26 protein-coding genes and 1 riboswitch are annotated in these 22836 nt (G+C 60.1%); of the genes, 11 read left to right on the top strand and 15 right to left on the bottom strand.

The genetic code is table 11. From position 1 onward, the window contains the following. Positions 1 to 3 precede the first annotated feature (3 nt). Complete coding sequence (gene arfB, locus P7F28_RS16050; RefSeq protein WP_277185501.1) at positions 4 to 411, top strand: alternative ribosome rescue aminoacyl-tRNA hydrolase ArfB; 408 nt, start codon at positions 4 to 6, stop codon at positions 409 to 411. A 13-nt stretch (positions 412 to 424) separates the two neighbouring features. Here arfB and P7F28_RS16045 read toward each other — a convergent pair whose 3' ends face one another. From P7F28_RS16045 to thiC, 8 genes are all read right to left on the bottom strand, one after another. Then, positions 425 to 835, bottom strand: a complete 411-nt coding sequence (locus P7F28_RS16045; RefSeq protein ID WP_306805920.1) for an SRPBCC family protein — start codon at positions 833 to 835, stop codon at positions 425 to 427. Positions 836 to 862: 27 nt separating this feature from the next. Beyond that, complete coding sequence (locus P7F28_RS16040) at positions 863 to 1393, bottom strand: hypothetical protein (protein WP_277185500.1); 531 nt, start codon at positions 1391 to 1393, stop codon at positions 863 to 865. Between the two features lie 135 nt (positions 1394 to 1528). Continuing rightward, entirely contained in the window at positions 1529 to 2467 is a 939-nt protein-coding gene (locus P7F28_RS16035; RefSeq protein WP_277185499.1) for a DMT family transporter, read from the bottom strand. Positions 2468 to 2568: 101 nt separating this feature from the next. After that, positions 2569 to 4176, bottom strand: coding sequence for an L-lactate permease (locus P7F28_RS16030; RefSeq protein WP_277185498.1), 1608 nt, complete (start codon positions 4174 to 4176; stop codon positions 2569 to 2571). 158 nt (positions 4177 to 4334) lie between these two features. Beyond that, positions 4335 to 4529, bottom strand: a complete 195-nt coding sequence (locus tag P7F28_RS16025; RefSeq protein ID WP_277185497.1) for a hypothetical protein — start codon at positions 4527 to 4529, stop codon at positions 4335 to 4337. Positions 4530 to 4691: 162 nt separating this feature from the next. After that, positions 4692 to 5237, bottom strand: a complete 546-nt coding sequence (locus P7F28_RS16020) for a hypothetical protein (protein ID WP_277185496.1) — start codon at positions 5235 to 5237, stop codon at positions 4692 to 4694. 216 nt (positions 5238 to 5453) lie between these two features. Further along, on the bottom strand, positions 5454 to 5633 hold the full coding sequence (locus P7F28_RS16015) for a glycine zipper 2TM domain-containing protein (RefSeq protein WP_370467336.1): 180 nt from the start codon (positions 5631 to 5633) through the stop codon (positions 5454 to 5456). Between the two features lie 235 nt (positions 5634 to 5868). Then, positions 5869 to 7800 carry a phosphomethylpyrimidine synthase ThiC gene (thiC, locus tag P7F28_RS16010; protein ID WP_277185494.1) on the bottom strand — a complete coding sequence of 644 codons (1932 nt, stop codon included), beginning with the start codon at positions 7798 to 7800 and terminating at the stop codon, positions 5869 to 5871. 135 nt (positions 7801 to 7935) lie between these two features. Then, positions 7936 to 8058, bottom strand: a riboswitch (TPP riboswitch). 215 nt (positions 8059 to 8273) lie between these two features. On the opposite strand from thiC, the gene P7F28_RS16005 reads away from it, so the two are divergent. Together P7F28_RS16005 and P7F28_RS16000 are read left to right on the top strand one after the other, a co-directional pair. Then, positions 8274 to 9212 carry an EamA family transporter gene (locus P7F28_RS16005; RefSeq protein WP_277185493.1) on the top strand — a complete coding sequence of 313 codons (939 nt, stop codon included), beginning with the start codon at positions 8274 to 8276 and terminating at the stop codon, positions 9210 to 9212. Positions 9213 to 9416: 204 nt separating this feature from the next. After that, entirely contained in the window at positions 9417 to 10199 is a 783-nt protein-coding gene (locus P7F28_RS16000) for a DUF4397 domain-containing protein (protein WP_277185492.1), read from the top strand. 170 nt (positions 10200 to 10369) lie between these two features. On the opposite strand, the gene P7F28_RS15995 is transcribed toward P7F28_RS16000, so the two are convergent. Then, positions 10370 to 10504 (bottom strand): entericidin A/B family lipoprotein, encoded by a 135-nt coding sequence (locus P7F28_RS15995; protein ID WP_277185491.1) that lies wholly within the window; start codon positions 10502 to 10504, stop codon positions 10370 to 10372. A gap of 151 nt (positions 10505 to 10655) precedes the next feature. Further along, positions 10656 to 12125: a sensor histidine kinase gene (locus P7F28_RS15990; protein WP_277185490.1), complete on the bottom strand. Its 1470-nt coding sequence runs from the start codon at positions 12123 to 12125 to the stop codon at positions 10656 to 10658. 134 nt (positions 12126 to 12259) lie between these two features. Here P7F28_RS15990 and P7F28_RS15985 point away from each other — a divergent pair, with 134 nt between their 5' ends. The 5 genes from P7F28_RS15985 (at position 12260) to P7F28_RS15965 (ending at position 14634) form a co-directional block, all read left to right on the top strand. Next, on the top strand, positions 12260 to 12436 hold the full coding sequence (locus P7F28_RS15985; protein ID WP_277185489.1) for a DUF1328 domain-containing protein: 177 nt from the start codon (positions 12260 to 12262) through the stop codon (positions 12434 to 12436). A gap of 75 nt (positions 12437 to 12511) precedes the next feature. Then, positions 12512 to 12673: a DUF1328 family protein gene (locus P7F28_RS15980; protein WP_277185488.1), complete on the top strand. Its 162-nt coding sequence runs from the start codon at positions 12512 to 12514 to the stop codon at positions 12671 to 12673. Between the two features lie 167 nt (positions 12674 to 12840). After that, complete coding sequence (locus tag P7F28_RS15975) at positions 12841 to 13425, top strand: bacterioferritin (RefSeq protein ID WP_277185487.1); 585 nt, start codon at positions 12841 to 12843, stop codon at positions 13423 to 13425. Positions 13426 to 13530: 105 nt separating this feature from the next. After that, complete coding sequence (locus P7F28_RS15970; RefSeq protein WP_277185486.1) at positions 13531 to 14163, top strand: response regulator transcription factor; 633 nt, start codon at positions 13531 to 13533, stop codon at positions 14161 to 14163. 45 nt (positions 14164 to 14208) lie between these two features. Then, positions 14209 to 14634 carry a response regulator gene (locus P7F28_RS15965; protein WP_277185485.1) on the top strand — a complete coding sequence of 142 codons (426 nt, stop codon included), beginning with the start codon at positions 14209 to 14211 and terminating at the stop codon, positions 14632 to 14634. A gap of 19 nt (positions 14635 to 14653) precedes the next feature. On the opposite strand, the gene P7F28_RS15960 is transcribed toward P7F28_RS15965, so the two are convergent. The 3 genes from P7F28_RS15960 to P7F28_RS15950 form a co-directional block, all read right to left on the bottom strand. After that, on the bottom strand, positions 14654 to 15076 hold the full coding sequence (locus P7F28_RS15960) for a hypothetical protein (protein WP_277185484.1): 423 nt from the start codon (positions 15074 to 15076) through the stop codon (positions 14654 to 14656). Between the two features lie 137 nt (positions 15077 to 15213). Then, positions 15214 to 16011, bottom strand: a complete 798-nt coding sequence (locus P7F28_RS15955; RefSeq protein WP_277185483.1) for a phosphodiesterase — start codon at positions 16009 to 16011, stop codon at positions 15214 to 15216. Between the two features lie 73 nt (positions 16012 to 16084). Further along, positions 16085 to 16435 (bottom strand): hypothetical protein, encoded by a 351-nt coding sequence (locus P7F28_RS15950; RefSeq protein WP_277185482.1) that lies wholly within the window; start codon positions 16433 to 16435, stop codon positions 16085 to 16087. A gap of 142 nt (positions 16436 to 16577) precedes the next feature. Here P7F28_RS15950 and P7F28_RS15945 point away from each other — a divergent pair, with 142 nt between their 5' ends. After that, positions 16578 to 16868 (top strand): hypothetical protein, encoded by a 291-nt coding sequence (locus P7F28_RS15945; RefSeq protein WP_277185481.1) that lies wholly within the window; start codon positions 16578 to 16580, stop codon positions 16866 to 16868. Between the two features lie 148 nt (positions 16869 to 17016). Beyond that, on the top strand, positions 17017 to 17229 hold the full coding sequence (locus P7F28_RS15940; protein ID WP_277185480.1) for a hypothetical protein: 213 nt from the start codon (positions 17017 to 17019) through the stop codon (positions 17227 to 17229). Positions 17230 to 17236: 7 nt separating this feature from the next. Here the strand turns inward: P7F28_RS15940 and P7F28_RS15935 are convergent, their stop codons facing one another. Together P7F28_RS15935 and P7F28_RS15930 are read right to left on the bottom strand one after the other, a co-directional pair. Further along, positions 17237 to 18337, bottom strand: coding sequence for an acyltransferase (locus P7F28_RS15935; RefSeq protein ID WP_277185479.1), 1101 nt, complete (start codon positions 18335 to 18337; stop codon positions 17237 to 17239). Beyond that, entirely contained in the window at positions 18334 to 19998 is a 1665-nt protein-coding gene (locus P7F28_RS15930) for a hypothetical protein (protein WP_277185478.1), read from the bottom strand. Before P7F28_RS15930 ends, P7F28_RS15935 begins: the two co-directional genes overlap by 4 nt. A gap of 758 nt (positions 19999 to 20756) precedes the next feature. Between P7F28_RS15930 and asnB the strand changes: the two genes are divergently transcribed. Then, positions 20757 to 22763 carry an asparagine synthase (glutamine-hydrolyzing) gene (gene asnB, locus P7F28_RS15925; RefSeq protein ID WP_277185477.1) on the top strand — a complete coding sequence of 669 codons (2007 nt, stop codon included), beginning with the start codon at positions 20757 to 20759 and terminating at the stop codon, positions 22761 to 22763. The last annotated feature ends 73 nt before the right edge of the window (positions 22764 to 22836 follow it).

Raw genomic sequence — 22836 nt, 5'->3', positions numbered from 1 at the left:
CTGATGACCGACAGCTTCACCGTGCCGCCGAATGAAATCGAGCTGACGGCCGTGCGCGCGCAGGGCGCGGGCGGGCAGAACGTCAACAAGGTATCGAGCGCGATTCATCTGCGCTTCGATATCCGCGCGTCGTCGCTGCCGGAGCATATCAAGCAACGTCTGCTCGATTTATCCGATAGTCGCGTGACACGGGACGGCGTGGTGGTGATCAAGGCGCAGGAGTATCGGACGCAGGATATGAATCGCGCGGCGGCGCTGGCGCGGCTCGACGAACTGATTCGCAGTGTCAGCATCACGCGCAAGAAACGCGTCGCGACGCGGCCGACGCGGGCATCGCAAGTGCGGCGTGTGGAGGGGAAGGTGAAGCGCGGCGCGATCAAGGCCGGACGTGGGCCGGTGCGCGGAGAGTAAAGCGTTATAAGCGTTACGTTGAGAAGCGCTGCGCGAGCGTGGCGAGATCGCGGCGCACCCAGTCGGCATCGGCGGCGAATTGGTCGTCGGACATGCCGGGTTGGCGGAACAGCGTGAGCGTGACTTCCGCACCGTCGCCGTTTGCGAATACGCGCAAGGGCACGTGAATTTCGTCGCCGCTTTTATCGCCACTGGCGAGACGGACCGTGTGGTCCATCACGCCGAAGTCGTTATATGCGGTGAAGCGGATCGTCACATCGCCAGCCGGACCGCGCGCTTTCCACTGATCGCCGTCCGGTTCCAGCGTCGATTCCGCCATGCCCGATGCCCATTTCTGAAACGCTTCCGGCCGCCAGATGGCGTCGTAGAGATCCTTCCAGTTCCGGTTGATCGACACGCTGAGCGTCAACGCCTGCATCGTCATGAACACTCCGCTTTTCTAAAAAAACGATCAGTTTTCCTGCCATTCGCGCGGCACCACGTCCACGCGCGGGCCGAGAAACAGTGAACGCAGCGCATCGCGCCCGATAACGCGTCCGAGTTCCGAGAACATGCAGTAGTTCCCGATCATCAGGAAGAGAAGAATCTGGATGGCCCAGAACTGCGGCCAATTGATGTGCTGCAGTAGTTCCTGATTCGCCGCCGCCAGATTATGCGTTTCCTTCCAGAACTCGAACAGCCGCTCCAAAAAGTGGAGGATGCCCGCGATGATCGTGTAGATCAGCGTTTTCCAGGCCGCGTTATAGATCAGCGGATGATCCGGAAAACGGTTGATGAACGGCAGCATATTGGCGATCAACACCGCCTTGCCGAGAATCAGCGACGCCACCAACACCGACGCCGAGGTTTCGAACGCAATGCCCGTTCCCTTGACCATCAACGCGCGAACGATGAGTACTGCATGCAGAAGCACGAAAAAGAACAAAGTGGGCGGCACCATCTTCATCATTTCGTGCTTGATCTTTTTGAACGTATCGCTCATGACTGCTCCCGACGCAAAAGCGCGAAGCATGACTCACGTTACGCGGACTGCAACGCGCATCCAAACAATTTGACCAATGCGAAAAATGCCGAAGCGTGACTATCGGCAACCATCGGTCAGCGTTTGAAGTCTAGTTCACTGCGCGAGCTTTCGACGGCCAAAGAGCGGCACGCGTTTGATCACGCCGGTGGCGAGCGCGGTGCCGAGCAGCACGACGGCGCAGCCTTCGAGCATCACCAGCGAAACGTGCTCGTGCAGAAACAGCGCGCCCCACAAAATGCCGAACAGCGGAATGACGAAGGTGACCGTCATCGCGCGGGCGGGACCGGCAGCGGCAACAAGCCGGAAGTACAGAAAATATGCGATGCCCGTGCAGCCGATGCCCAGCGCCAGCACCGCATGCCACGCATCGGTGGAAACGTGCGCGGCGGGCCAGGTGAAGAACGCGATCGGCGCGAGCGCGATGGTCGCGGCGATCATGCTGCCCGCTGCGTTGGTCATCGGATCGACGTCCATCAGATGGCGCTTGGCGAAGTTGGCCGCCACGCCATACAAGGCCGATGCCAGCAGCGCAGCCGCAGCGGCCAGCAGCCCTTGCACCGGAAGCGCCGCACCCGCAGCACTGGCATCGTGCGACGGCGCGATCTGATTCCACACCAGCACGAGCACGCCCGCAAAACCGATCGCCATGCCGATGGTGCGCATGGTCGTCAGCCGATCCTTCAGCCAGAGATAGGCGACGAGCGCGCCCCACAAGGGCGTCGTCGCGTTGATGACGGATGTCGCGCCCGCCGACAGGGTCAGTTCCGCGAACGCAAACAGGCAGAACGGCGCGGCCGAATTGAGAATGCCGACGATAAACAGTGGCAGCGCGCGTTCGCGCATCGTGCGCGCGGTCTGCGCGATGGGGCGTCGCGCGATCAGCATCGCCAGGAGAAACAATGCGCCGATTCCCACGCGTACCGCCATCAATGGCGCGACGCCGAATTCGGCGACACCCACGCGGATAAACAAGAACGACGCGCCCCAGAGCGCGGCCAGAACGATCAGTTGGAGAAGATTGGCGGGAGACATGACGGCGGACTGCGAGGTGAAAGTCCGCGCATGCTACCACCGCGTTGCACGCTTTCGCGCTCTCGGGCGACGAGAGCGCAAGAAGCGGGAGATACAAATTGTCAATGCGGCGGAATCATCCACGTCAGCACATTTTGTTGCAACCAGACGAGGATGCCGAGCAGGATGGTCAGCAGGATCGAATGCTTGAAGGTGCGCACAAAAACGAGTCCTTCCTTGCCCTTGAGTTCGGTGGTCGCCACGCCCGTCGAAATGTTCTGCGGCGAAATCATCTTGCCCATTACGCCGCCCGATGAATTGGTCGCCGCCATCAGCACGGGATTGAGATTGAGCTGATGCGCGGCGACGACCTGAAGATTGCCGAACAGCGCATTGCCCGACGTATCGCTGCCGGAGAGAAACACCGCGACCCAGCCGAGAAACGCCGACACCAGCGGAAAGAACGGCCCGACCGACGCCACGCCCAGGCCCAGCGTGTAGTTCATGCCCGAGTAGTTCATCAGATACGCCAATCCGACGATGGTCGCCACGGTCAGAATGGCGATGCGCGTTTGTATCCACGTATCGGAAATGGCGGCGAAGAATTCGCTCGTTGGCAGCTTGACCAGCACGGCGGTGATGATCGCGGCGACCAGAATCGCGGTGCCGGTGGCGAGCGGCTGGAAGTCCCAGATCGCGCCGTAAGGCTGGTTATAGAGCGTGATGAATACCGCTTTGTCGAGACCGGGCCACGGCACTTTGACATCGCCGATCAGGAAGATTTTGGCGACCGTCCACACGATCACCACGACCGACACCACGATCCACGGAATCCAGCCCTGCGCGCCGGCAACGGCACCGTGTTGGTCGGTATTGGCGATCCGATCGACGTTCACCGCGAAACGATCGTCGGGCGCGGGCTTCCAGATGCGCAGGAACGCGATCGTCAAGATAAGTGAGACGAGCGAGGAGAGTACGTCGGTCAGCGCATAGCTGATGTAGTTCGATGTCACGAATTGCGTGAGCGCGAACGCGCCGCCCGAGACCAGCAGCACGGGCCAGACGCGCAGCATGTTGCGAAAACCCGAATAGATGCCGATCACGTAGAACGGCAGGAAGAAGGCGAACAAAGGCAACTGGCGACCGACCATTTTGGCGAGCGCATCGGTAGGTAAGTGCGTGACTGCGCCGAGCACGGTGATCGGTACGCCGAGCGCGCCGAACGCGACCGGCGCGGTGTTGAAAATCAGCGTGAAGGTGAGCGCTTCGAGCGTCGGGAAGCCGAGCAGAATCAGCAGCGAACTGGTGATGGCGATCGGCGTGCCGAAACCGGAAATGCCTTCGAGCAGCGCGCCGAACGAAAAGCCGATCACTACCAGCACGATGCGCCGGTCGTTCGGCAGGTTATCGACCATCCAGAGGCGGAAGGCTTCGAAGCGTCCCGAGCGTTGCGAGACGTTGTAGAGCAGGATCGCGGCGAACACGATCCACATGACCGGCCAGAGCGCGAAGACCGCGCCTGCCGCGACCGAATCGATGGCGAGCGTCACCGGGAAATGCCAGCCCGCAATCGCGATGATGAGCGCCACCACCAGCCCCGCAAGCGATGCCTGCCACGCCGGCCGCCGCGCCCAGCCCAGCAGCACCAGCACGACGATAATCGGCAGCGCCGCGACGATAAACGACAGCGCCAGCGAATTGGCGATGGGTGTCAGCAACTGATGGAACATCGTGTCTCCTTACGGGCGTCGCGCGTCGGGATCGATGTAGTCGAGATAACTTATGGGCGCTCGCCGCTTAAGCGAACGCATAACGCGCCCATTAAGAATAGGGGAGGAATCGCGTCAGTCAAGACGCGAATGATCGCGCATGACGGAAGTGCCGGGCGTCAGACTTCGACGGGCGTCGCCTCACGCGCACCAGCCGATGAAGCATGCGTCGATGGCGGGTTTTGACGAAACACCCAGACGGTCAGCAACGCGATCGAAGCGAGCATCCACATCAGGAAAAATACGAACGCCATCATGACCCATCCCCCCGAATGAGAAAGCGGCGCAAAGGCCGCGGCAAATAGGGAGGACATGTAGCCAGATTCGTGCCACTGGATCGGCTGATGCCGCCAAGTGCTTGTCGGATAAAGAAAGTGTGACGGCGCACTGTTTCGCGCCGCCATCGCCAAACGTTGCCAAGCGTTGAATTGGCCAGAAATTGTTGCAGCGTTGTTACGCGAGGCTCCGTGGCCGTTTCAGTGGCCGTGCCCGCCGCCACCGCCGCCGTGCCATCCACCGCCGCCTTGCCAGCTCGATCCACCGCCATGCCATCCGCCACCGCCGCCATGCCAGCCGCCGCCACCGTGCCATCCGTGGTTCCAGCCGCCGCCGTGCCAGCAGCATCCGCCGCCGCCCCAGTATCCGAAGCCTAAAGCGATGGACGGACCGCCATAGCCGTAATACGCCGGATAACCCGCGTACGGATACGGATAAGCATAGGGATAAGCGCCATAGGCAGGCGTGGCGTAGTAATCCGAGTAGTACGCGGATGTCGGCGGCCCGACCGCGTAGTCATAACCGGGCGGAAGCGCGACAGGATTGACGTTGGGCGCGTTGGCGACCGCAGTGCCGGATGCGCCCGGCGGCATCGCGAATTCGCGTTGCGTGTAGGTGACCGGAACGGTGGACGATCCGTAACCGGGATACGGCGGATAGCCGTAATAGCATCCGCTGAGCAGCAGTCCGCCGGCGAGCGCGGCGACGGCTGCTCTGGAAATCAGATTGAATCGAGGGGAAATCATGGCACTGCTCCTTGCAAACGGCTTGCCGAGCATCCCGAAATAAGAAGCGCGGCCCGTTAAGAAACAGCTTACTCGCCGAGTCACATCGCGCGCGTCGGACGATGTGTGACAAACGATTAAAGCTTGATGAGCTTGTAACAATCTTGAAACAGGCGGGTCGTGATCACGCCCGCCGATGGATAAAAAGTCCGCTTGCTTCTCGGCTTATTCTCCCGCTTACTTCCCAACCTGATTGCCGATGATCCCGCCCACCGCCGCGCCGCCCAAGGTAGAAAGCGCGCTGCCGCCGATCACCGCGCCGCCCGCTGCACCCACGCCCGCACCGACCGCGGTATCCCGTTGACGCGTGGTCATGTCGCCGCAAGCGGTCAGCCCTCCCAAAAGCATGGTGACCATTGCAGCGGCGCCGATCTGTTTGATGTTTTTCATGTCGACTCTCCAAGACTCTCTGATTCGATGATGAGATGAATCGGCGGATGTCGAGCGTCACCACGAGTGTTGTGCGTCGACTTTTTGTGCCGGTTCGTCGTACAACAGAGCAGGAAAAGTGCCCGATCGGTCAGAAAAATGAAAGCGGCCCGCTGCATGGGCAATGCAGCGGGCCGCGCTCGAATCGAACGATCAGAAAGGCTTACGTCGGCTGGTAAATCTCCGATCCCTTCTTCACAAATTCGATCGCCTTCGTTTCCATACCCTTCGCCAGCGCTTCGGTTTCACCGACGCCATGCTTTGCCGCGAAATCGCGCACGTCCTGCGTGATCTTCATCGAGCAGAAATGCGGGCCGCACATCGAGCAGAAATGCGCGACTTTTGCCGAGTCCTTCGGCAGCGTTTCGTCGTGGAATTCGCGCGCCTTGTCCGGATCGAGACCGAGATTGAACTGATCTTCCCAGCGGAATTCGAAGCGCGCCTTCGACAGCGCGTTGTCGCGAACCTGCGCGCCCGGATGCCCCTTCGCGAGATCGGCCGCGTGCGCCGCCAGCTTGTACGTGATGATGCCTTCCTTCACGTCGTCCTTGTTCGGCAAGCCGAGGTGCTCCTTCGGCGTCACGTAGCAGAGCATCGCGGTGCCGAACCAGCCGATCATCGCCGCACCGATGCCCGAGGTGATGTGGTCATAACCCGGCGCGATATCGGTCGTCAGCGGCCCGAGCGTGTAGAAGGGCGCTTCGTCGCACCATTCCAGTTGCAGGTCCATATTCTCTTTGATGAGCTGCATCGGCACATGGCCGGGGCCTTCGATCATCACCTGCACGTCGTGCTTCCACGCGATCTGTGTGAGTTCGCCGAGCGTCTTCAGTTCGCCGAGCTGCGCTTCATCGTTGGCGTCGTAGATGGAGCCGGGACGCAGGCCATCGCCGAGCGAGAACGAGACATCGTATTGCTTCATGATTTCGCAGATGTCTTCGAAGTGCTCGTAGATAAAGCTTTCCTTGTGATGCGCGAGACACCACTTCGCCATGATCGACCCGCCGCGCGACACGATGCCCGTCATGCGATTCGCGGTCAGCGGCACGTATTGCAGGCGCACGCCCGCGTGAATCGTGAAGTAATCGACGCCTTGTTCGGCTTGTTCGATGAGCGTGTCGCGGAAGATTTCCCACGTCAGATCTTCGGCACGGCCGTTGACCTTTTCGAGCGCCTGATAAATCGGCACGGTTCCGATCGGCACCGGCGAATTACGGATGATCCACTCGCGCGTTTCGTGGATATGCTTGCCGGTCGAGAGATCCACCACCGTGTCGCCGCCCCAGCGGATCGCCCAGGTCATCTTGTCCACTTCCTCGCCGATCGAAGAAGTGACCGCCGAATTGCCGATATTCGCGTTGATCTTCACCAGAAAGTTGCGACCGATGATCATCGGTTCGCTTTCCGGGTGATTGATATTCGCGGGGATGATCGCGCGGCCGCGCGCCACTTCCTCGCGCACGAACTCGGGCGTGATTTCCTTCGGCGAATCCTTGCCGAATGCCGCCGCGCCGAATGCCTGACCGGGATGCTGACGGCCCATCATCTTGGCGAGTTTTTCGCCGTTCGGACCGCTGGTGCGCGGGCTTTCCAGATACTCCGCGCGCCGCTGATTCTCGCGGATCGCGATGTACTCCATTTCCGGCGTGATGATGCCTTGCCGCGCGTAGTGCATCTGCGAGACGTTCTTGCCGTCGAGCGCGCGACGCGGATGGCGATGCAAACCCGGAAAGCGCAACTCTGCGGTCTTCGGATCGGCGGCGCGCTCACGGCCGAAATCGCTGGAGAGGCCGCTCAGTTCTTCCGTGTCGCCACGTTTGGCGATCCACTCGGCGCGCAACGCGGGCAGGCCGCTGCGGATATCGATGGAAGCGTCGGGATCGGTGTACGGGCCGGAGCAGTCGTACACGTAGACGGGCGGATTTTTCTCGCCACCGAAGCCATCGGGTGTATCGGATTGGCTGATTTCGCGCATCGGAACGCGGATGTCGGGCGTCGAACCTTCGACATAGACCTTGCGCGAATTCGGCAGCGGCGCGATGGCGGCGGCATCGACGACGGCGTTCTCTGACAGGAACTTGGGATTGGCATTCATGTGCTGTCTCTCCATGAGGACTTTTTAAAGTTTCAGCACGAGCGATGTCGTCGCTCGCGCTGACTCAGGAGCTAAACAGGGAGGAACGAGATGGAAATGATCGGGTTCTGAATGAAGTGGCGAGGATGCGGCATGCCGATGAACCCGAACGCTTCCCTGCGCTGGCATTATCCAGATCAGGTTCAAAGGGTATTTCTCACCCACGCCGCACGAAGCGATTGAATCGCGATGTGCAACGCAGGACCCCCGCGTTAGCAGCCGACACGTTACACCGGCGCGTGGCGTGTTGGCAACCATCTTGAAAATACCTCAGAGCGAATGAGCGCTTACTGCATAATGTCGAGCGCTGCGGTTTTCGGGGTTTTCCCGAGGCTAGTGCGGCTATCCACGTTCTTCCCGTTCTGCGTTCTGCCATGTCGTCCTGTCTGGTTCTTCCTGCCGCCGCCCGGCGTGCAGTCAAAGCGGAGTAACGCATGTCCGCTTTGCCGCCGCGTCTGCCGTTCAGCTTTCCCGATCGATTTCCGTTTCGCGCGCCGCGCTCCCATCAGGGGCGAGTGGGGCTTGCGCTGGCGGTCGTTTATCTCGTGTGGGGATCGACGTATCTCGGGATTCATCTATCGCTCGAATCGTTTCCGCCGCTGATGCTGGGCGGCTTGCGCAATCTGTTCGCGGGAATCGGGCTGTTTGCGATTGCCGTGCATCGAAAAGCCGTGATGCCGAGTGCGCGGGAAGTGCGCAATGCGGCGATCGTCGGGACGCTGTTGGAAGGTTTATCGAGCGGGATGATGGCGTGGGGCATGCGCACGGTGGGCACCGGCACGGCGGCGGTGATGGTCGCCACGGTGCCGCTGTTTGCAACCGTGTTCAACGCGCTGGCGGGCCGCAGCGTGACCAGGGGCGAATGGTTTGCGGTGGCGCTGGGGCTGATCGGCATCGTGCTGCTCAATCATGGCGATCCATCGCCGAGTTCGACCTTCGGCACGCTGGCGATTCTGTGCGCCGCGATTTTTTGGGCCGGCGGCGCGCATCTGGCGACGCGCCTTCCGCAGCCAACTGACTTGCTGATGTCCACGGCGTTGCAAATTGGTTTGGGCGGATTGATGGCGACGGGGATTGCGCTTTTATCCGGCGAGCGGCTGACGCATATCGGATTGGGCGCGGGCGTGTCGTTTCTCTATCTGATGCTGATCGGATCGATGGCGGCTTACGTCGCGTACAACTTTCTGATTCGCCATACCAGCACGATTGTCGCGACGAGTTGTTTGTATGTGAATCCGGTTGTCGCGGTGATGTTGGGCGCGTTACTGCTCGGGGAAATCGTCACGCAATGGACGGTGATTGCCACGGTGGTGATTTTGGCGTCGGTAGGGCTGTCGTTTTGGTTTGATTATCGGCGGCGCGGGTTGGCTTAGAAACGTGTAATAAACGCCTTCTCGGCTGCATCACGAAATCACGCGACAGGCGCACAGAGTAATTCCTCTAACAAATAAAAACCCTTCTGCATCAAGCCTTTCCAATCCTTCCGATGCCCTCTGCACCACCAAAGGGCACATCGATTGCTGATTCTCGACACCCTCGGTCGAGGGCTAAAAAATCATAAACGGGAAGGTGGAAACATGAAGCTCATTCGCACAGTCACGGCGCTGGCCGCCATTGCATCGCTGGTGTCCGCTTGTGGCGGCAGTTCCGATGATGTCGGCAAGGAACTCGGCCTCACGGACCCGCAAGTCCATTTCATCCACGCAATTCCAAGCGGTCCCAACGTCGATTTCTACGATAACAGCAAAGTCCTGCAACCCAACCTGAGCTACAAGACCGTTACCAACTTCGCGAACATCGGTACGGGCGCGCATACCTTCTCCTACGCCGCCGTCAATACAACCACGCAACTCGCCAGCGACAACAGCATCAACAACGCCGCGAAAGGACATGAGTACACCGTGATCGCGTTGCCGGACGCGGGCTTCCTGCCGTCGATCGCAGTGATCGATGATCCGTTCGACAAGGGCCTGCTGTCGGGCAGTGCGCGCGTGCGGGGCTTCAACGCATCGGCGAATGCGCAGAATGTCGATCTGTATCTCGTCGCGCCCGGCACCAATATCACCAACGTCAGCCCGACCATGGCCGGCATCGGCTACAAGAACGCCGTGCCCGCGACCACGCAGGATTCGATCTACGTGTCGGGCGGCACGTACATTCTTATCGCTACGCTGCCGGGTTCGAAGACGCCGATCTACACGTCGGCATCGTTCGATCTGACCAACAATGCGGATTGGCTCGTGACCACGTTGCCGTCGGGCAATGCGCTGTCGCAAGTGATCCCGAACAAGATTCGGGTGCTGGTGGCGCAGGGTGGCAATACGCAAACTCCGGCCATCGAATTGCCCGATACGCTGTGATCGATTGAAGCCACAAACCAAACCCGCCGACTCAACCCGGCGGGTTTTTTAACGCATGAAGCATGCGAAAAACAGGCAAAAAAAAGCCGCCCGAAGGCGGCGGACAGACAGGGAACTACATCAACGCAATAAAACTTTTTAAACACATAGCGGATGCGACCGCTGAAAACTTACTCGTGCTTCTCAGCCGAGTTGGTCAGAGCGTTGCCGCCCTTCGAGATGTCCTGGCCTGCGCCCGCCATCGTGTTGCAGCCTGCGAGGATAGCGGTGCCGGCGAGCAGCAGCATAGCGATGATTCGAGTCATATGTCTTCCCCTTGGAGTCGGATTGCGTATCTACGTGGCCTTCGACGAAGGACCTCCGGTGCGAACAATCATAAAAAAGCGCGATGGGTGAGGCTGTAGGCGCGTTCGTGTTTCCTTGTCGGCGCGCTCCGGATTTCGCGTCAGTATCGTCCTACGTGAGCGGCAGTTCGGCGACTGCAGTAACGACAGCGGCCACGCGTTCGCGCGGCATCGATACGCTGATGCTCGTGCCATGCGGCACGGTGCGTTCGATTTCAAAGCGCCCGCCACGCGCCGATACGCGTTGCCGCATGCCAACCAGCCCGTGCGTATGCGTGCGCTGCAAATCCTGCGGTTCGATACCCACGCCGTCATCGGCAATACGCAGCGACACCTGCTCGTCATCCATCGTCAAGGCCACGCCGATACGGCTCGCGTGCGCATACTTCGCCGCGTTCGTCAGCGTTTCCTGCGCGACGCGGAACAGCGCGATTTCAATCGCCTCACCGAGCTTCACATCCTCGCCCGGCAAATCGAAATCGACGATCCAGCCGTTGCGCTGCGCGGATTCATCGACGAGTGAGCGCAGTGCGGTAACCAGACCGAAATTCGCCAGCACCGTCGGCCGCATATCTTCGATGATGCGCCGCTTCAACTGAATGCCCTGATCGAGACTGCCGAGCGCGCGCGTGAGTTTGTCGGCCATGGCGGGTTCGGCGTCCTTCAACTTGCCGCGCACCCATGCCACATCCATCTTGCTCGCGGTGAGAATCGAGCCGAGTTCGTCGTGCAATTCGCGCGCGAGCTGCGTTTTCTCGTTCTCGCTGACCGATTGCAAATGCCACGCAAGCGCTTCGAGTTGCTTGGTGCGTTCGAAAACCAGCCGATCGAGTTCTTCCTGCTGCGTGATGAGTTTCTTCTGCACACGATCCTGTTTGTCGAGCTGAATCCCGAGATTCCGGAACAGCAGCAGAAACAGCACGATATTCAGCGCGCACAACGCGCCGACGCACAAGGTCGAAATGCGCTGATCGGCGCGGCTTGAATCGAGCGCATGCTGCGCGCGTTGTTCTTCGTTCAGTCGCAGCAGGGCGAGCGCGGCATCGAGCGTTGCGCTGCTGTCCGGCGGCGGCAGGGCGAGGGCCTGTGCGCGGGGCGTCGCTGTATCGCTCAATTCGGCGATACGCGCGCGGCCATCGCGGATTTCCTCGTCGGCGGCGGCGCTGATCTGCGCGAAGCTGGCAAGCGCGGTGTCATCCCCAATCCGCCGATAGTACGTATCCAGCGCGATCAAACCGTGGCGCACGCGTGCGGCGGCCTGCTCGAAGTGTTCCTTGTACGCGGGATCGGCTTTGAGCGCGAAACCGCGTTGTTCGGCGGTCAGCGTGGCGAAATCGGCGGTCAACGCGGACAGTTGCGCGGTCGCGGTTTTCGCGTCGAGCGCGGTCTCGTATTCGCCCGCGATCCGCATGCGCCCCGACTCCAGAATCACCAGTCCGCCCACCGTAATGACGATGGCGACCGTCATCGCCACCGCCCAGCTATAGCGATGCATCCAGCCGTTCAGTCGCGCAATAGGCGCGACGGGCGAAGCCGGCTCTGGCAGCAAATCCGAAAACGCAGCACGCGAAACGTGGCTCATGATTTTTCTAGGTTGAAAGCCGTTTAAAACCCGTTGTCAGTCGATTCTCACAGCAAAAAAGGAGCCAGCCCGAATGTGCGCGCCGGAAAGCCTCGCTACGATGGCTCCATCAACCAATCCTACGGGGAACGACCATGCTGAAATGGGCTTTGTTTTTCGCCATCGTGGCCTTGATCGCCGGTCTGCTCGGCTTTACGGGCGTGGCTGCGGGCGCTGCCGCAATCGCGAAATTCCTGTTTGTGCTGTTCCTGATCCTGTGCGTCGTGTTTCTGGTGCTCGGGTTCGTCGTCACTAAAAAAGCCATCGATTAGCGAGGAATAGCGCGGAATTTCCAGTCTTCGGTAAGCGGTGCAAACCCAACGTGATCGAGTAATCAAGGAGGAGCCATGCTTCACTACGCTGCAGTTTTCTTCGTTATCGCCATCATTGCGGCCGTGTTCGGTTTTACGGGCATCGCGGCGGGCGCGGCTGAAATCGCCAAGATTTTGTTCTTCATTTTCCTGGTGGTGTTTGTCGTCACGTTGCTGCTCGGCGTGTTCCGAGGGTGACGCGCTGATGCGCGCAGTACGGCGCTAAAGAAACCTAAAGAAAAAAGAAGCGGGCATGCCACGTGCATGTCCGTTTTCGATTGGATGGCCGGAGCGCCGCATCAGCGGATCATCAAGCGAGCGACCGCCAACATTCACCCATCTCGAAGAATCAAGGAGCGAATCAAATGGCTAAATCGTCTGCTGCAAAAGCTGCCCCGCAAGAATCCCGCGAATCCCGCGACGCGTTTGTTCTCGACCTGGAAAAAATCCGTGCCGATGCGCGTCAGCATATGGATGAAGGTCCGGTCACCTCGAGTTATGGCGCGGATCGTGAGACCGTGCTCAAGCTGCTGAATGACTCGCTGGCGACGGAAATCGTCTGCGTGCTGCGCTATAAGCGCCATTACTTCATGGCGAAGGGCATCCATTCGGAAGCCGTCGCGCAGGAGTTTCTGGAACACGCCAACGAAGAGCAGGAACATGCGGATACGCTCGCCGAACGTATCGTGCAACTCGGTGGCGAACCGAATTTCGCACCGGACAGCCTCAAGTCGCGTTCGCACTCCGAGTACAAGGAAGGCCGCGATCTGATCGATATGATCCGCGAGAATCTGATTGCCGAACGTATTGCGATCGATACCTACCGCGAAATCATCCGTTATCTCGGCGATAAGGACGTCACCACGCGCCGCCTGTTCGAAGAGATTCTGGCGGTCGAAGAAGAACACGCCGACGATATGGCCGACTTGCTCGAAGGCCGCGACGGCTAATCGAACTGTGACCGCGCGAGTCGCTGAAACGCAGACTCGCGCGAAGTACGAAGTTAGAATGACCAGCAATACCAACGACACAGCGCGACCCCGCGCATCGCGCGAATGATCCGAGTCCTGATAGCCGATGACCATGCGATCGTGCGCAGCGGTTTCAAGCAGTTCGTCGCCGACGAACCCGATATGGAAGTCGCCGCCGAAGCCGCAACCGGCGATGAAACCATCGCGCATGTTCGCGCGCAGGCGTTCGACTGCGTGTTGCTCGACATCGCCATGCCCGATAAAAACGGCGTCGATACCTTGCGCGTCATCAAGCAGATTCGGCCCGAGCAGGGCGTGCTGATGCTGTCCGGCTTTCCCGAAAGCCAGTACGCCATCAATTTGCTGAAGGCCGGCGCGAACGGCTATTTGAACAAGGATGCCGCGCCCGAGGAAATCGTCCGGGCGATCCGCACGGTGGCGCGCGGGCATCGGTATCTGTCGGAGTTCATCGCGGATGCGCTGGCCGACAAGCTGGAAAAACCCGCGGCGGAACGGCCGCACGAAACGCTGTCCGAGCGCGAGTTTCAGATTTTTTGCAAGCTCGCAGGCGGCCGCATTCCCACGGAGGTCGCGCAGGAGCTGCATCTGTCGGTGAAGACGGTGAGCACTTATCGCGCGCGCGTGCTGGAAAAAATGCGGCTTTCGAATAACGCCGATCTGACGTACTACGCCATCAAGAACGGGCTGATCGAATAGATTGACGCGCGTCGCACGGCGCGTGTAGCGAGGAGGGTGCCCGACGTGGGCAATCACATCGTCACCGATAAAGGCACCGCGACGAACCGGCCGCGCGGCTCCGCGCTCGCGGTGTTGCTGATCGAGGATTCGCCGCTGATCCGCCGCAGCCTGACCGAAGCGATCGACGCGCTCGGCTGCTGGCGCGTCACCGCTTTTGCCGATTCGCACGATGACGCCATCGCGCTGCTTTCGACGCAGCACTTCGACGGCGTGATCGTCGATCTGCAATTAAAACGCGGCTCGGGCTTCGACGTGCTCGCGTGGCTTCAGGAAAGCGGCAGCACGCACGATGCCTTCGTCGCCGTGCTGACCAATCACGCGTTGCCGACGTATCGTGAGCGCTGCCTGCAATTCGGCGTGCGCCATTTCTTCGATAAATCGCTGGAGTTCGATCGCGTGCTCGACGCGATGGAAGCGTTCGCCCGATAAGCGTGTTTTATAAGCGCGTCTAAAAGCGGCTCGAATACCGCACGCCCAGCGTCATGCTGTGCGCATCGCGCTGATACATGATCGCCCAATGCATCAGCGATGCGCCGACAAACGCGCCGAGGGCATCGGCGGTGAGATCTTTGTAGGAAAAGCCGTCCGAGCGACAGGTGCCATCGACGATTTCCTTCGCCAGACCCGGCACGGTGCCCAGCAACCCGCCGTAAATAGCCGGATGCGCGGTGTCGCGCGTGACGTACGCGCCGAGCGCCCCGAACGGCGCGGATGCGCCGAAGTGCTCCAGCTTGTCCGTGCCGGTCCAGCTATCCGAGTTGGTGACGCGCCAGCCGCCGTGCGAACCGCTGCAATCAAATCCCGCATGAGCGATCGAACTTCCGCCCAGCATCAGGGCGAGCACGCCCGCATGCTTCACTGCACTTGCCATTTCATCTCCGTTTCGTTCTTCTACGCGCAACCATCAGAAGAATCTTGTGCGCGCTTAAGAATTAACGGTAGAAAATAAGACAGTCAAGCGAATTTTGAGAAAGATTCGCTGCGTTTTGGCAGCAATCGAGTACGTTTCTAGAAGGGATGCGATCCGTCGCCCTGATCGACGCTTCGGCAATGTGTGACGAATCCCGTTTCCGCGCGCCACAGATGCAAACCGAAGGCCGGCGGTTCCAGCACAAAGGCGTCCGCGCCGTCCGGCTTCAACTGCAAGGCGACCTGATGCGCCGTCGAAGGCGCGCACCACGCGATCGTGCCGCCAAACGCCGTCGTGATTGCCCGATGCACATGTCCGCAGACGATCCGCCCGACGTTCGGATAACGGCGCAAGAGCGCATCGAGCGCGGCGCTGTCGTCGGGGGCGAGGCGGATCGCGTCCATAAAGCCGATGCCGGTCACCACGGGCGGATGATGCATCGCGATCAGCACGGGCAGGCCGCGCGCTTCGTCGAGCCTTGCTTCGAGCCACGCGAGCCGCGCGGCGCACAGCCGTCCCGCGCCGGAGCCGGGATCGAGCGTATCGAGCGCGATCACGCGTACGCCCGCCACATCGAACGCGTAATGCACGAAGCCATCGTCCGCGACGATCGCGCGCGCACCGAACACCGCGCGGAAATTCGCGCGGTCATCGTGATTGCCGACCAGCAGATGGCACGGCATCGCCAGCCGGTCGAGCAAGCCGCGCAACTGCTCGTATTCGCCGATACCGCCCGCATCGACCAGATCGCCGGTGACGATCACGGCGTCGGGGCGCGGATCGAGCGCATTGAGCGCATCGATGGCGCGGGCGAGGTAGGCGGCGGTATCGACACAACCGTAGGCGAGCGTGCCCGGCGGCGTGATGTGCAGATCGCTGATCTGGGCGAGCAACATGCGCGTGCTCCTTTGCTGGCAGGAAAGCGGGCGAGAAGCCTTAGTGCGGCGTTATCGCGACCTTATTGCGGCCTTATTGCGCGTCGGCTTCCGGTTGCGGCTTGGGAACGAGTTTCGCCGGGGCGAGCCACTGGAAGTTGGTCAGCGTGTTCTCGCTGAACGTGCATTCGGCGGCGGCCTGCGTTTGCGTGATTTTCGTGGCGGGCGGCTTCGGCGGCGTCGGGAACTGGCCGCGCACGATCACGCGCGAACCATGATAACTCGCCGCCGAACCGGTGATTTTGAGGGGCGCGCTGGCGGCGTCCGGGTAATCGGCGCGCACGCGATCCTTGCACAGTTCGACGTTGCGGTAATACGAAGTGCAGCCGCCGAGCAGCGCGAACGGAATACAGAGCGAGAGCAGCAGGCGAGAGCGATTGTTCATCGAGAGAAAGCGGAGGAGTGTCGCGGCTTTATAACATGCGCGGGCGGAAATGCACGCTTATGCACACTTATGCACGCGTGTAAGTTCTTGTTCGGATGAGCGAAGCGGTAGCACAATCGCCTGGATAGACGGAGGACGCGCCATGCAGAAAGAGATCGAAGTGGGCGATTACATGCTCTCGCTGGACGCCGTGCCGCAGCCAGCCGAGCCGCAGGCGGACGACGAAGACGCTGCAGAACCGCTCGAGCGCTACGCTATCCGCGTACGCGTGACACGGCTCGATCATCAGCCGCTGCACGGCAGCAAACTTGCCGATGACTCCGGCGAGATGACCGGCGGCCACGGCCCGTTCGAGACCGTCGCGGAAGCGATCGCGCATGGCGAAGCGTGGGGACGGCATTACATCGCGCGCGTGCTCGGACATTCGGTCTAGCGCGTTCCGATGGCATCGAAAAGAGGGGTGGTTTCCCTCCGAAGCGAGGGTGCTCCCGCGCATTGTGGATGACTAGACTGGCTTCACCGATCGGGTCCGACGTCGTCGAAGATCACCGCTCGGATCAAGCCGATCGTGGAGGCCAGCCATGATGCCTGTCGCGCTTTACGTCACTCCCCATTACATCGCATCGGTTCGCCGCGGCCGCGCGCGCGACTGCTTCGGCGGCACCGTGCGCTTCGTCGGCGTCGGTGCCTTGCCGTTCGATATCGAGCATATCTGCGTGATCGATCGGGAAACGCCCATCGAAGCTCTATTCGATGCGGTCAAAGACGCCGAGATGTTGCTGAACGCGGTCTGAACCTCGCTTACGCCGTCGGCACACGCGCGGATTGCGCGCCGCGCCCGCCGATCCGCGATGCCGCCGACCGCACCATCCGGTTCAGCGGCGTTTCGACGTATCGATACAGCAGCCAGCTCGCGATCAGCACGCCAGCGACGACCATTGCCCAATACGCCATTTCGACCACGCTGCCGCGCTGTCCCAGATGCAGCCGCGTAAAGATCATCGCGGCGGCGGACAGCACGAACGGGTGGAACAGATACATCGAATAGGACGAGTCGCCGAGTCCCGCCAGTAACGCGGACGGCGCGCGCCGCAGCCAGCTTTCCTGCGCCACCACGCCGAACACGATCAGCGCCGCCGGAATGCCCACGGTCAGCGCCTTCGCATATGGATATCGCGCGTCCAGCGCCTTGACCGCGATCAGACCCGCCACGCCCGCCACCAGACTGATCACGCCGACACGCCGCATCCATATTCCTGAAGTTCCCGACGCGCGATCGAAGATCAGGAAGATGACCACGCCGAACGCGAATTCGAGCAGGATCGGGTCGGTGAGAAATGGCGGCACGATCGGCCGGAACAGATTGCCCGCACCCAGCGCGACGATCAGCGCGCACACCGCAAGCGCGCCGCGCAGCTTGTCGGTGAAGAGGAACGCGAACGAGAACAGCGCGTAAAAATACATCTCGTAGCTGAGCGTCCAGCCGTTCTCGATCAGAAACTTGTCCGGTCCGGGAATCAGCAAAAACGACTTCCAGATCGATGTGGTGCCGCCGCTCGAATTGACCTTGGCCGGATCGATCAGATAGATGGCGAGCGCCACGCAGGTGAGCAGCCAGTACAGCGGCACGATCCGCACGAAGCGCCGCGACCAGAACGTGGCGAGGCTTCGGTAGCCGACTTTCGAACGGCTGTAGATAAAGCTCATCACGAAGCCGGAAATCACGAAGAACACGTCCACGCCCGCGAAGCCGAAGTCGTAGCCCGACAGCAGATCGCCGCCGATATGCGCGCTCTTGCCCTTGATATGCCAGATCAGCACCAGAATCGCGGCGAAAGCGCGCAAATACTGGATGGTATAGATCGTCGATGACTTCTCGCCCTGAAGGTGCGTCTGCTTCATGCCGGCGTCCTGAACTTGCGATGAATTTTCATGCCGTCGATCAGACTCAACTGGCCGTCGCGATTGAAGGTGTGCACGCGGTCGATCGAAGGCGTCCAGTTCGCGTCGATTCGACTGACCGGCGTTTCCTGATACGTCTCGTCATCGATCACATCGATGCGCTGCACGGTCAGCGCGCGCCCGTATTTGCCGCTGCAATCCTGTGCCGGCCGATACCACGCGCCTTCGTGCTCGAAGATATTGCCCGCAGGCCGCGCGCATCGCACATCAGAGACGATCGGGTTGCGCGGATGCGGCTTCCAGTTTTGCGTGAGCAGCGTATCGGCGGAGAAGAGGAACAGTTCTTCGGAGAGCGAAGCATGCTCGTTATCGCGCATGCCGACGAACATCCAGAACTTGCCTTCGTGACGCCAGATGGTGGTATCGACCGCCATCACGTCTTCCATCAGGTTCATCACGTGTTCCCATTTGTCCGGGAACTGCACGCATCGATACAGCTCGATCGCGCGGCTCTGATGCGTTTCCGGGATCATGTACAACTCGCCTTCATGCTCGATCAGATACGGATACGACATGTGATACGGGCGCTGAATCACCTTGATCGGCGGCAGAATCGGTTGCTGATTGGCGTCGAAGCGGATCGCGGAAATGTAGCCGCGATTGTCCGCATATTCGAGTTCTTCGATAAACACCACGTACTCGCCGTTCCTTCGGATCACGAACGGATCGGCCCAGAAGCGATCGCGCGGCGGAACCAGTTCGGTGAAGGTCTGTGGGTTCGTGGGCGTTGCTTCATCGCTGAAGCGGTAGAGCAGCATCCATTGCTCTTGCGTGGTCAGATTGGCGACCTTGCTCGCCGCAATCCGCGCCACCAGTCCAGCGATTTGCCGCATATGAAGCGCATTGCGGCTCACCGCGTTGTCGTGACGTCGCACGGGCACCGGCGTCGTGCGCGAGCGGTCGGCGGCATAGCGCTGCCGGAACGAAGCCGCGCCGATACTGCGCAATTCCTGCAACTTGCGCGGGAAAAACGACAGCGTCTTCCAATAGCAATAACTGCGATTGCGATGAATCGAAAACGGATGCGTGACCGACCATGAACGTTGCAACGTATGCGCCTGGTTCGATCCGGCCACGCGCCATTGCAAGGCGGATTCGGTATGCGTGCTGTCGGTGAGAATGTCGTGCATGCCGACCGTGGTTTGCTGGCTTCGCTGTCCATCGCCATGCTCGAAGTACCAGATACCGCTCGACGCCGCGTTCAGAATGTCATCTCCGGGACGCAGTGCGCCCAGCAGCAGAAACACGTCGATGTCATGCGTCTTGATCTGCGCGATATCGTGTTGTGCGAAGCGCTCGGCGTTTGATTGCGCGTCCACTTTGACGTTCAGCACGGGCGCGTTGGCCAGCACGGAAGACATATCGACCGCTTCGAACGCATCCGGCGACACCTTGATCAGGCGCTTATCGACGGCGAGCCACGCATCGAGCAGCGGGGTGCGCGCGGAATCAGCGTGGCGCACGTGCGCGCCATCGATTGAATAGTCAACGACGAGTGAAATCTTCACGCCTTCCTGCGCCACGCTCATGCGCAACATATCTTGCACCCACGCCGGCGCGCTCATGCCGTTGGTGAGAATCCCAACTCTTATGTCTTTCATGCGGTGTGCTCTAGACAACGGATTGAAGTGCCCCACGTTCGGCTTGCGCATCATCGTAATAAGCGTTCACGACAAGCCGACGAAAAAAGCCGTACAACCTTAGTGATGCAGGCGCTTACCATCTGTGCGCGAACACACAACCGGCCGGCGATTTAACCGAACGGTCAAAAAGCAGAATCAGCGATTTATTCGATGAGCAATCGTTTGCAAGTGGAATTTGCCGAGGTCCGAAGGCGAATCGAATGGCTCTGATATTCTCGCGAAAATATCCGTTCAGAGAATCGTGATGGCGGGTATTAAGGTATACCGCTAGCCGCTCTATCAAAAGACGAAAAGCCGCGCAAGTGAAGGAGAAAAAACTTGTGTACGCTAACCGGCATTTGAAAGCCAGTGGCACTGGAACCTTTCAATCCACGAACGTAGAATCGACGCGCGGAAATAACAATGAGATGGAGTGCATGCGATCTACTTATCTTCAGGATCGCGTGAATTACTCGATTACCGCTGCGGGCAATATAAATGACATACCGACAATTCGAACGCGTGTTTCGTTCGACTAATGTCAAATCGAATCGGCATGAATGAGAGTTTAGCCGAGCGCGTATCTCCAGCCTAGCAAACAGCAAGATTCAATGCTTTCGAATCCTTTCCGGGGAATTCGTGCGCATGGGCTGGAAGAGATTAAAAACAGAGAGAGCTGCGGCCATGTCGAACAACAAAAACTACGAGTCGCAAACGCAAAATCAAGGAGTGTGCGAATGTGTGGCATCGTTGGTTTCGTGGGAGGATGTTGGAATGCGGATTTTCACGCAGATTTAATAATCGAACGAATGGCGGATGCGATTGCGCATCGCGGCCCGGACGATAACGGTGCCTGGATCGATCAGCAATCGCAGGTCGCGCTCGGGCATCGGCGTTTGTCGGTGCAGGATATTTCTGCCGCCGGCCATCAGCCGATGCCGTCGGCCAGCGGCCGCTACGTGATCGTCTTCAATGGCGAAATCTATAATCATCTGGGGCTGCGCAAGTCGCTCCAGGACGCGGGCGCAGCGCCGGACTGGCGCAGCACGTCGGACACCGAAACTTTGCTCGCCGGCTTTGACGCGTGGGGCATTCAACCCACGGTTGAGCGCAGTATCGGCATGTTCGCGTTTGCGGTTTGGGATAAGCAAACGCGCACATTGACGCTCGCGCGCGACCGCCTCGGCGAAAAGCCGCTTTATTACGGATGGCATGGAAAAGGGCGCGATCGCGTATTTCTATTCGGGTCCGAGCTGAATGCGCTGCGCGTTCATCCGGGTTTCGAAGATGAAATCGATCGCGGCGCGGTGACGCTTCAATTGCGATATGGCTGCGTGCCGGCGCCTTACTCGATTTATAAAGACTTATTTAAGTTGGAGCCCGGCTGCATGCTGTCGGTTTCAGCAGAACGGCGCGAATCGAAATCGTGGACTTATTGGTCTGCTGTCGATGCCGCGCAGAACGGAATGGCACGGCCGTTTTCCGGAACCGCTGAAGAAGCGGTGAATGAACTGGAGATTTTGCTCAAACGCTCGGTGCGTCAGCAAATGATCTCCGATATGCCGATCGGCGCGTTTCTTTCAGGCGGAATCGATTCGTCCACGGTCGTGGCGCTGATGCAGGCGGAATCGTCGAAGCCGATTAAAACGTTCACGATCGGCTTTCACGAAGAATCGTTCGACGAAGCGAAGTACGCCAAGGAAATCGCGCGTCATCTCGGCACGGATCACACCGAAATGTATGTTTCCGCCGATCAATCCATCGACGTGCTTCAGCGTTTGCCCGAGTTATATAGCGAGCCTTTTTCCGATGCCTCGCAGATTCCGACCTTTCTGGTTTCGCAATTGGCGCGCGAACACGTCACCGTGTCGCTTTCCGGCGACGCGGGCGACGAACTTTTTTGCGGCTATACGCGATATCAGCAAGCGCCGGGCATGTGGAACGGCATGTCGCGCATGCCCGCGCCCTTGCGCAATCTGACGGCAAAGGCCATCACCGGTATTTCGCCGGAATCGTGGAACGGACTGGCGAATGTCGCGCGGCGCGTGCGGCCGGGTCTGGTGGCGGGCGGCAATGTCGGGCACAGGCTGCACAAAGGCGCGGGCATGATGAAGTGCCGAACGTTCGACGAGTTTTATCTCGGCGTGATGTCGCAGTGGGAAGAACCGGTGCCTGCGGTGATCGGCGGTTACGAACCCGCGACCTTGTTGAGCGGCAACGCGCCGGAACTCGCCGGGATGGACGCGACGCATCGCATGATGGTGCTCGATCTGCTCACCTATCTGCCCGACGACATTCTCACCAAGGTCGATCGCGCGGCGATGGGCGTATCGCTCGAAACGCGCGTGCCGTTCCTCGATCATCGCGTGGTGGAATTCGCCTGGCGTCTGCCGCAGTCGATGAAAGTGCGCGACGCGCAGACGAAGTGGGCGCTGCGTCAGGTGTTGTATCGGCGTGTGCCGCGCGAGTTGATCGAACGTCCGAAAATGGGTTTCGGCGTGCCGATCGGCGAATGGCTGCGCGGCCGTCTGCGCGGCTGGGCGGAAGCCTTGCTCGATGAAAAGCGCATCGCGCGTGAGGGATTTTTCGAGCCGTCGGTTATCCGAAGAAAGTGGGCCGAGCACCTTTCCGGTGCGCGCAACTGGCAGCGCGAGTTGTGGAGCGTGCTGATGTTCCAGCTTTGGCTGGAGGGACGCGGCGTGGTGCAGAAGTATCAGCCGTCGTTGATGCTCGGCGCGGCCTGATCAGTCGATGCAGGCGGCGGCTTGATGAAAGCCGCCGTCGCAACAAAAGCCGCCGCAAAAAGAAAAACCCGGT

The organism is Caballeronia sp. BR00000012568055 (assembly GCF_029439455.1).
Classification (GTDB): Bacteria; Pseudomonadota; Gammaproteobacteria; order Burkholderiales; family Burkholderiaceae; genus Caballeronia.
Note: the sequence above shows the minus strand (reverse complement) of the source record. Positions and strands in the feature narration are given on the sequence as shown.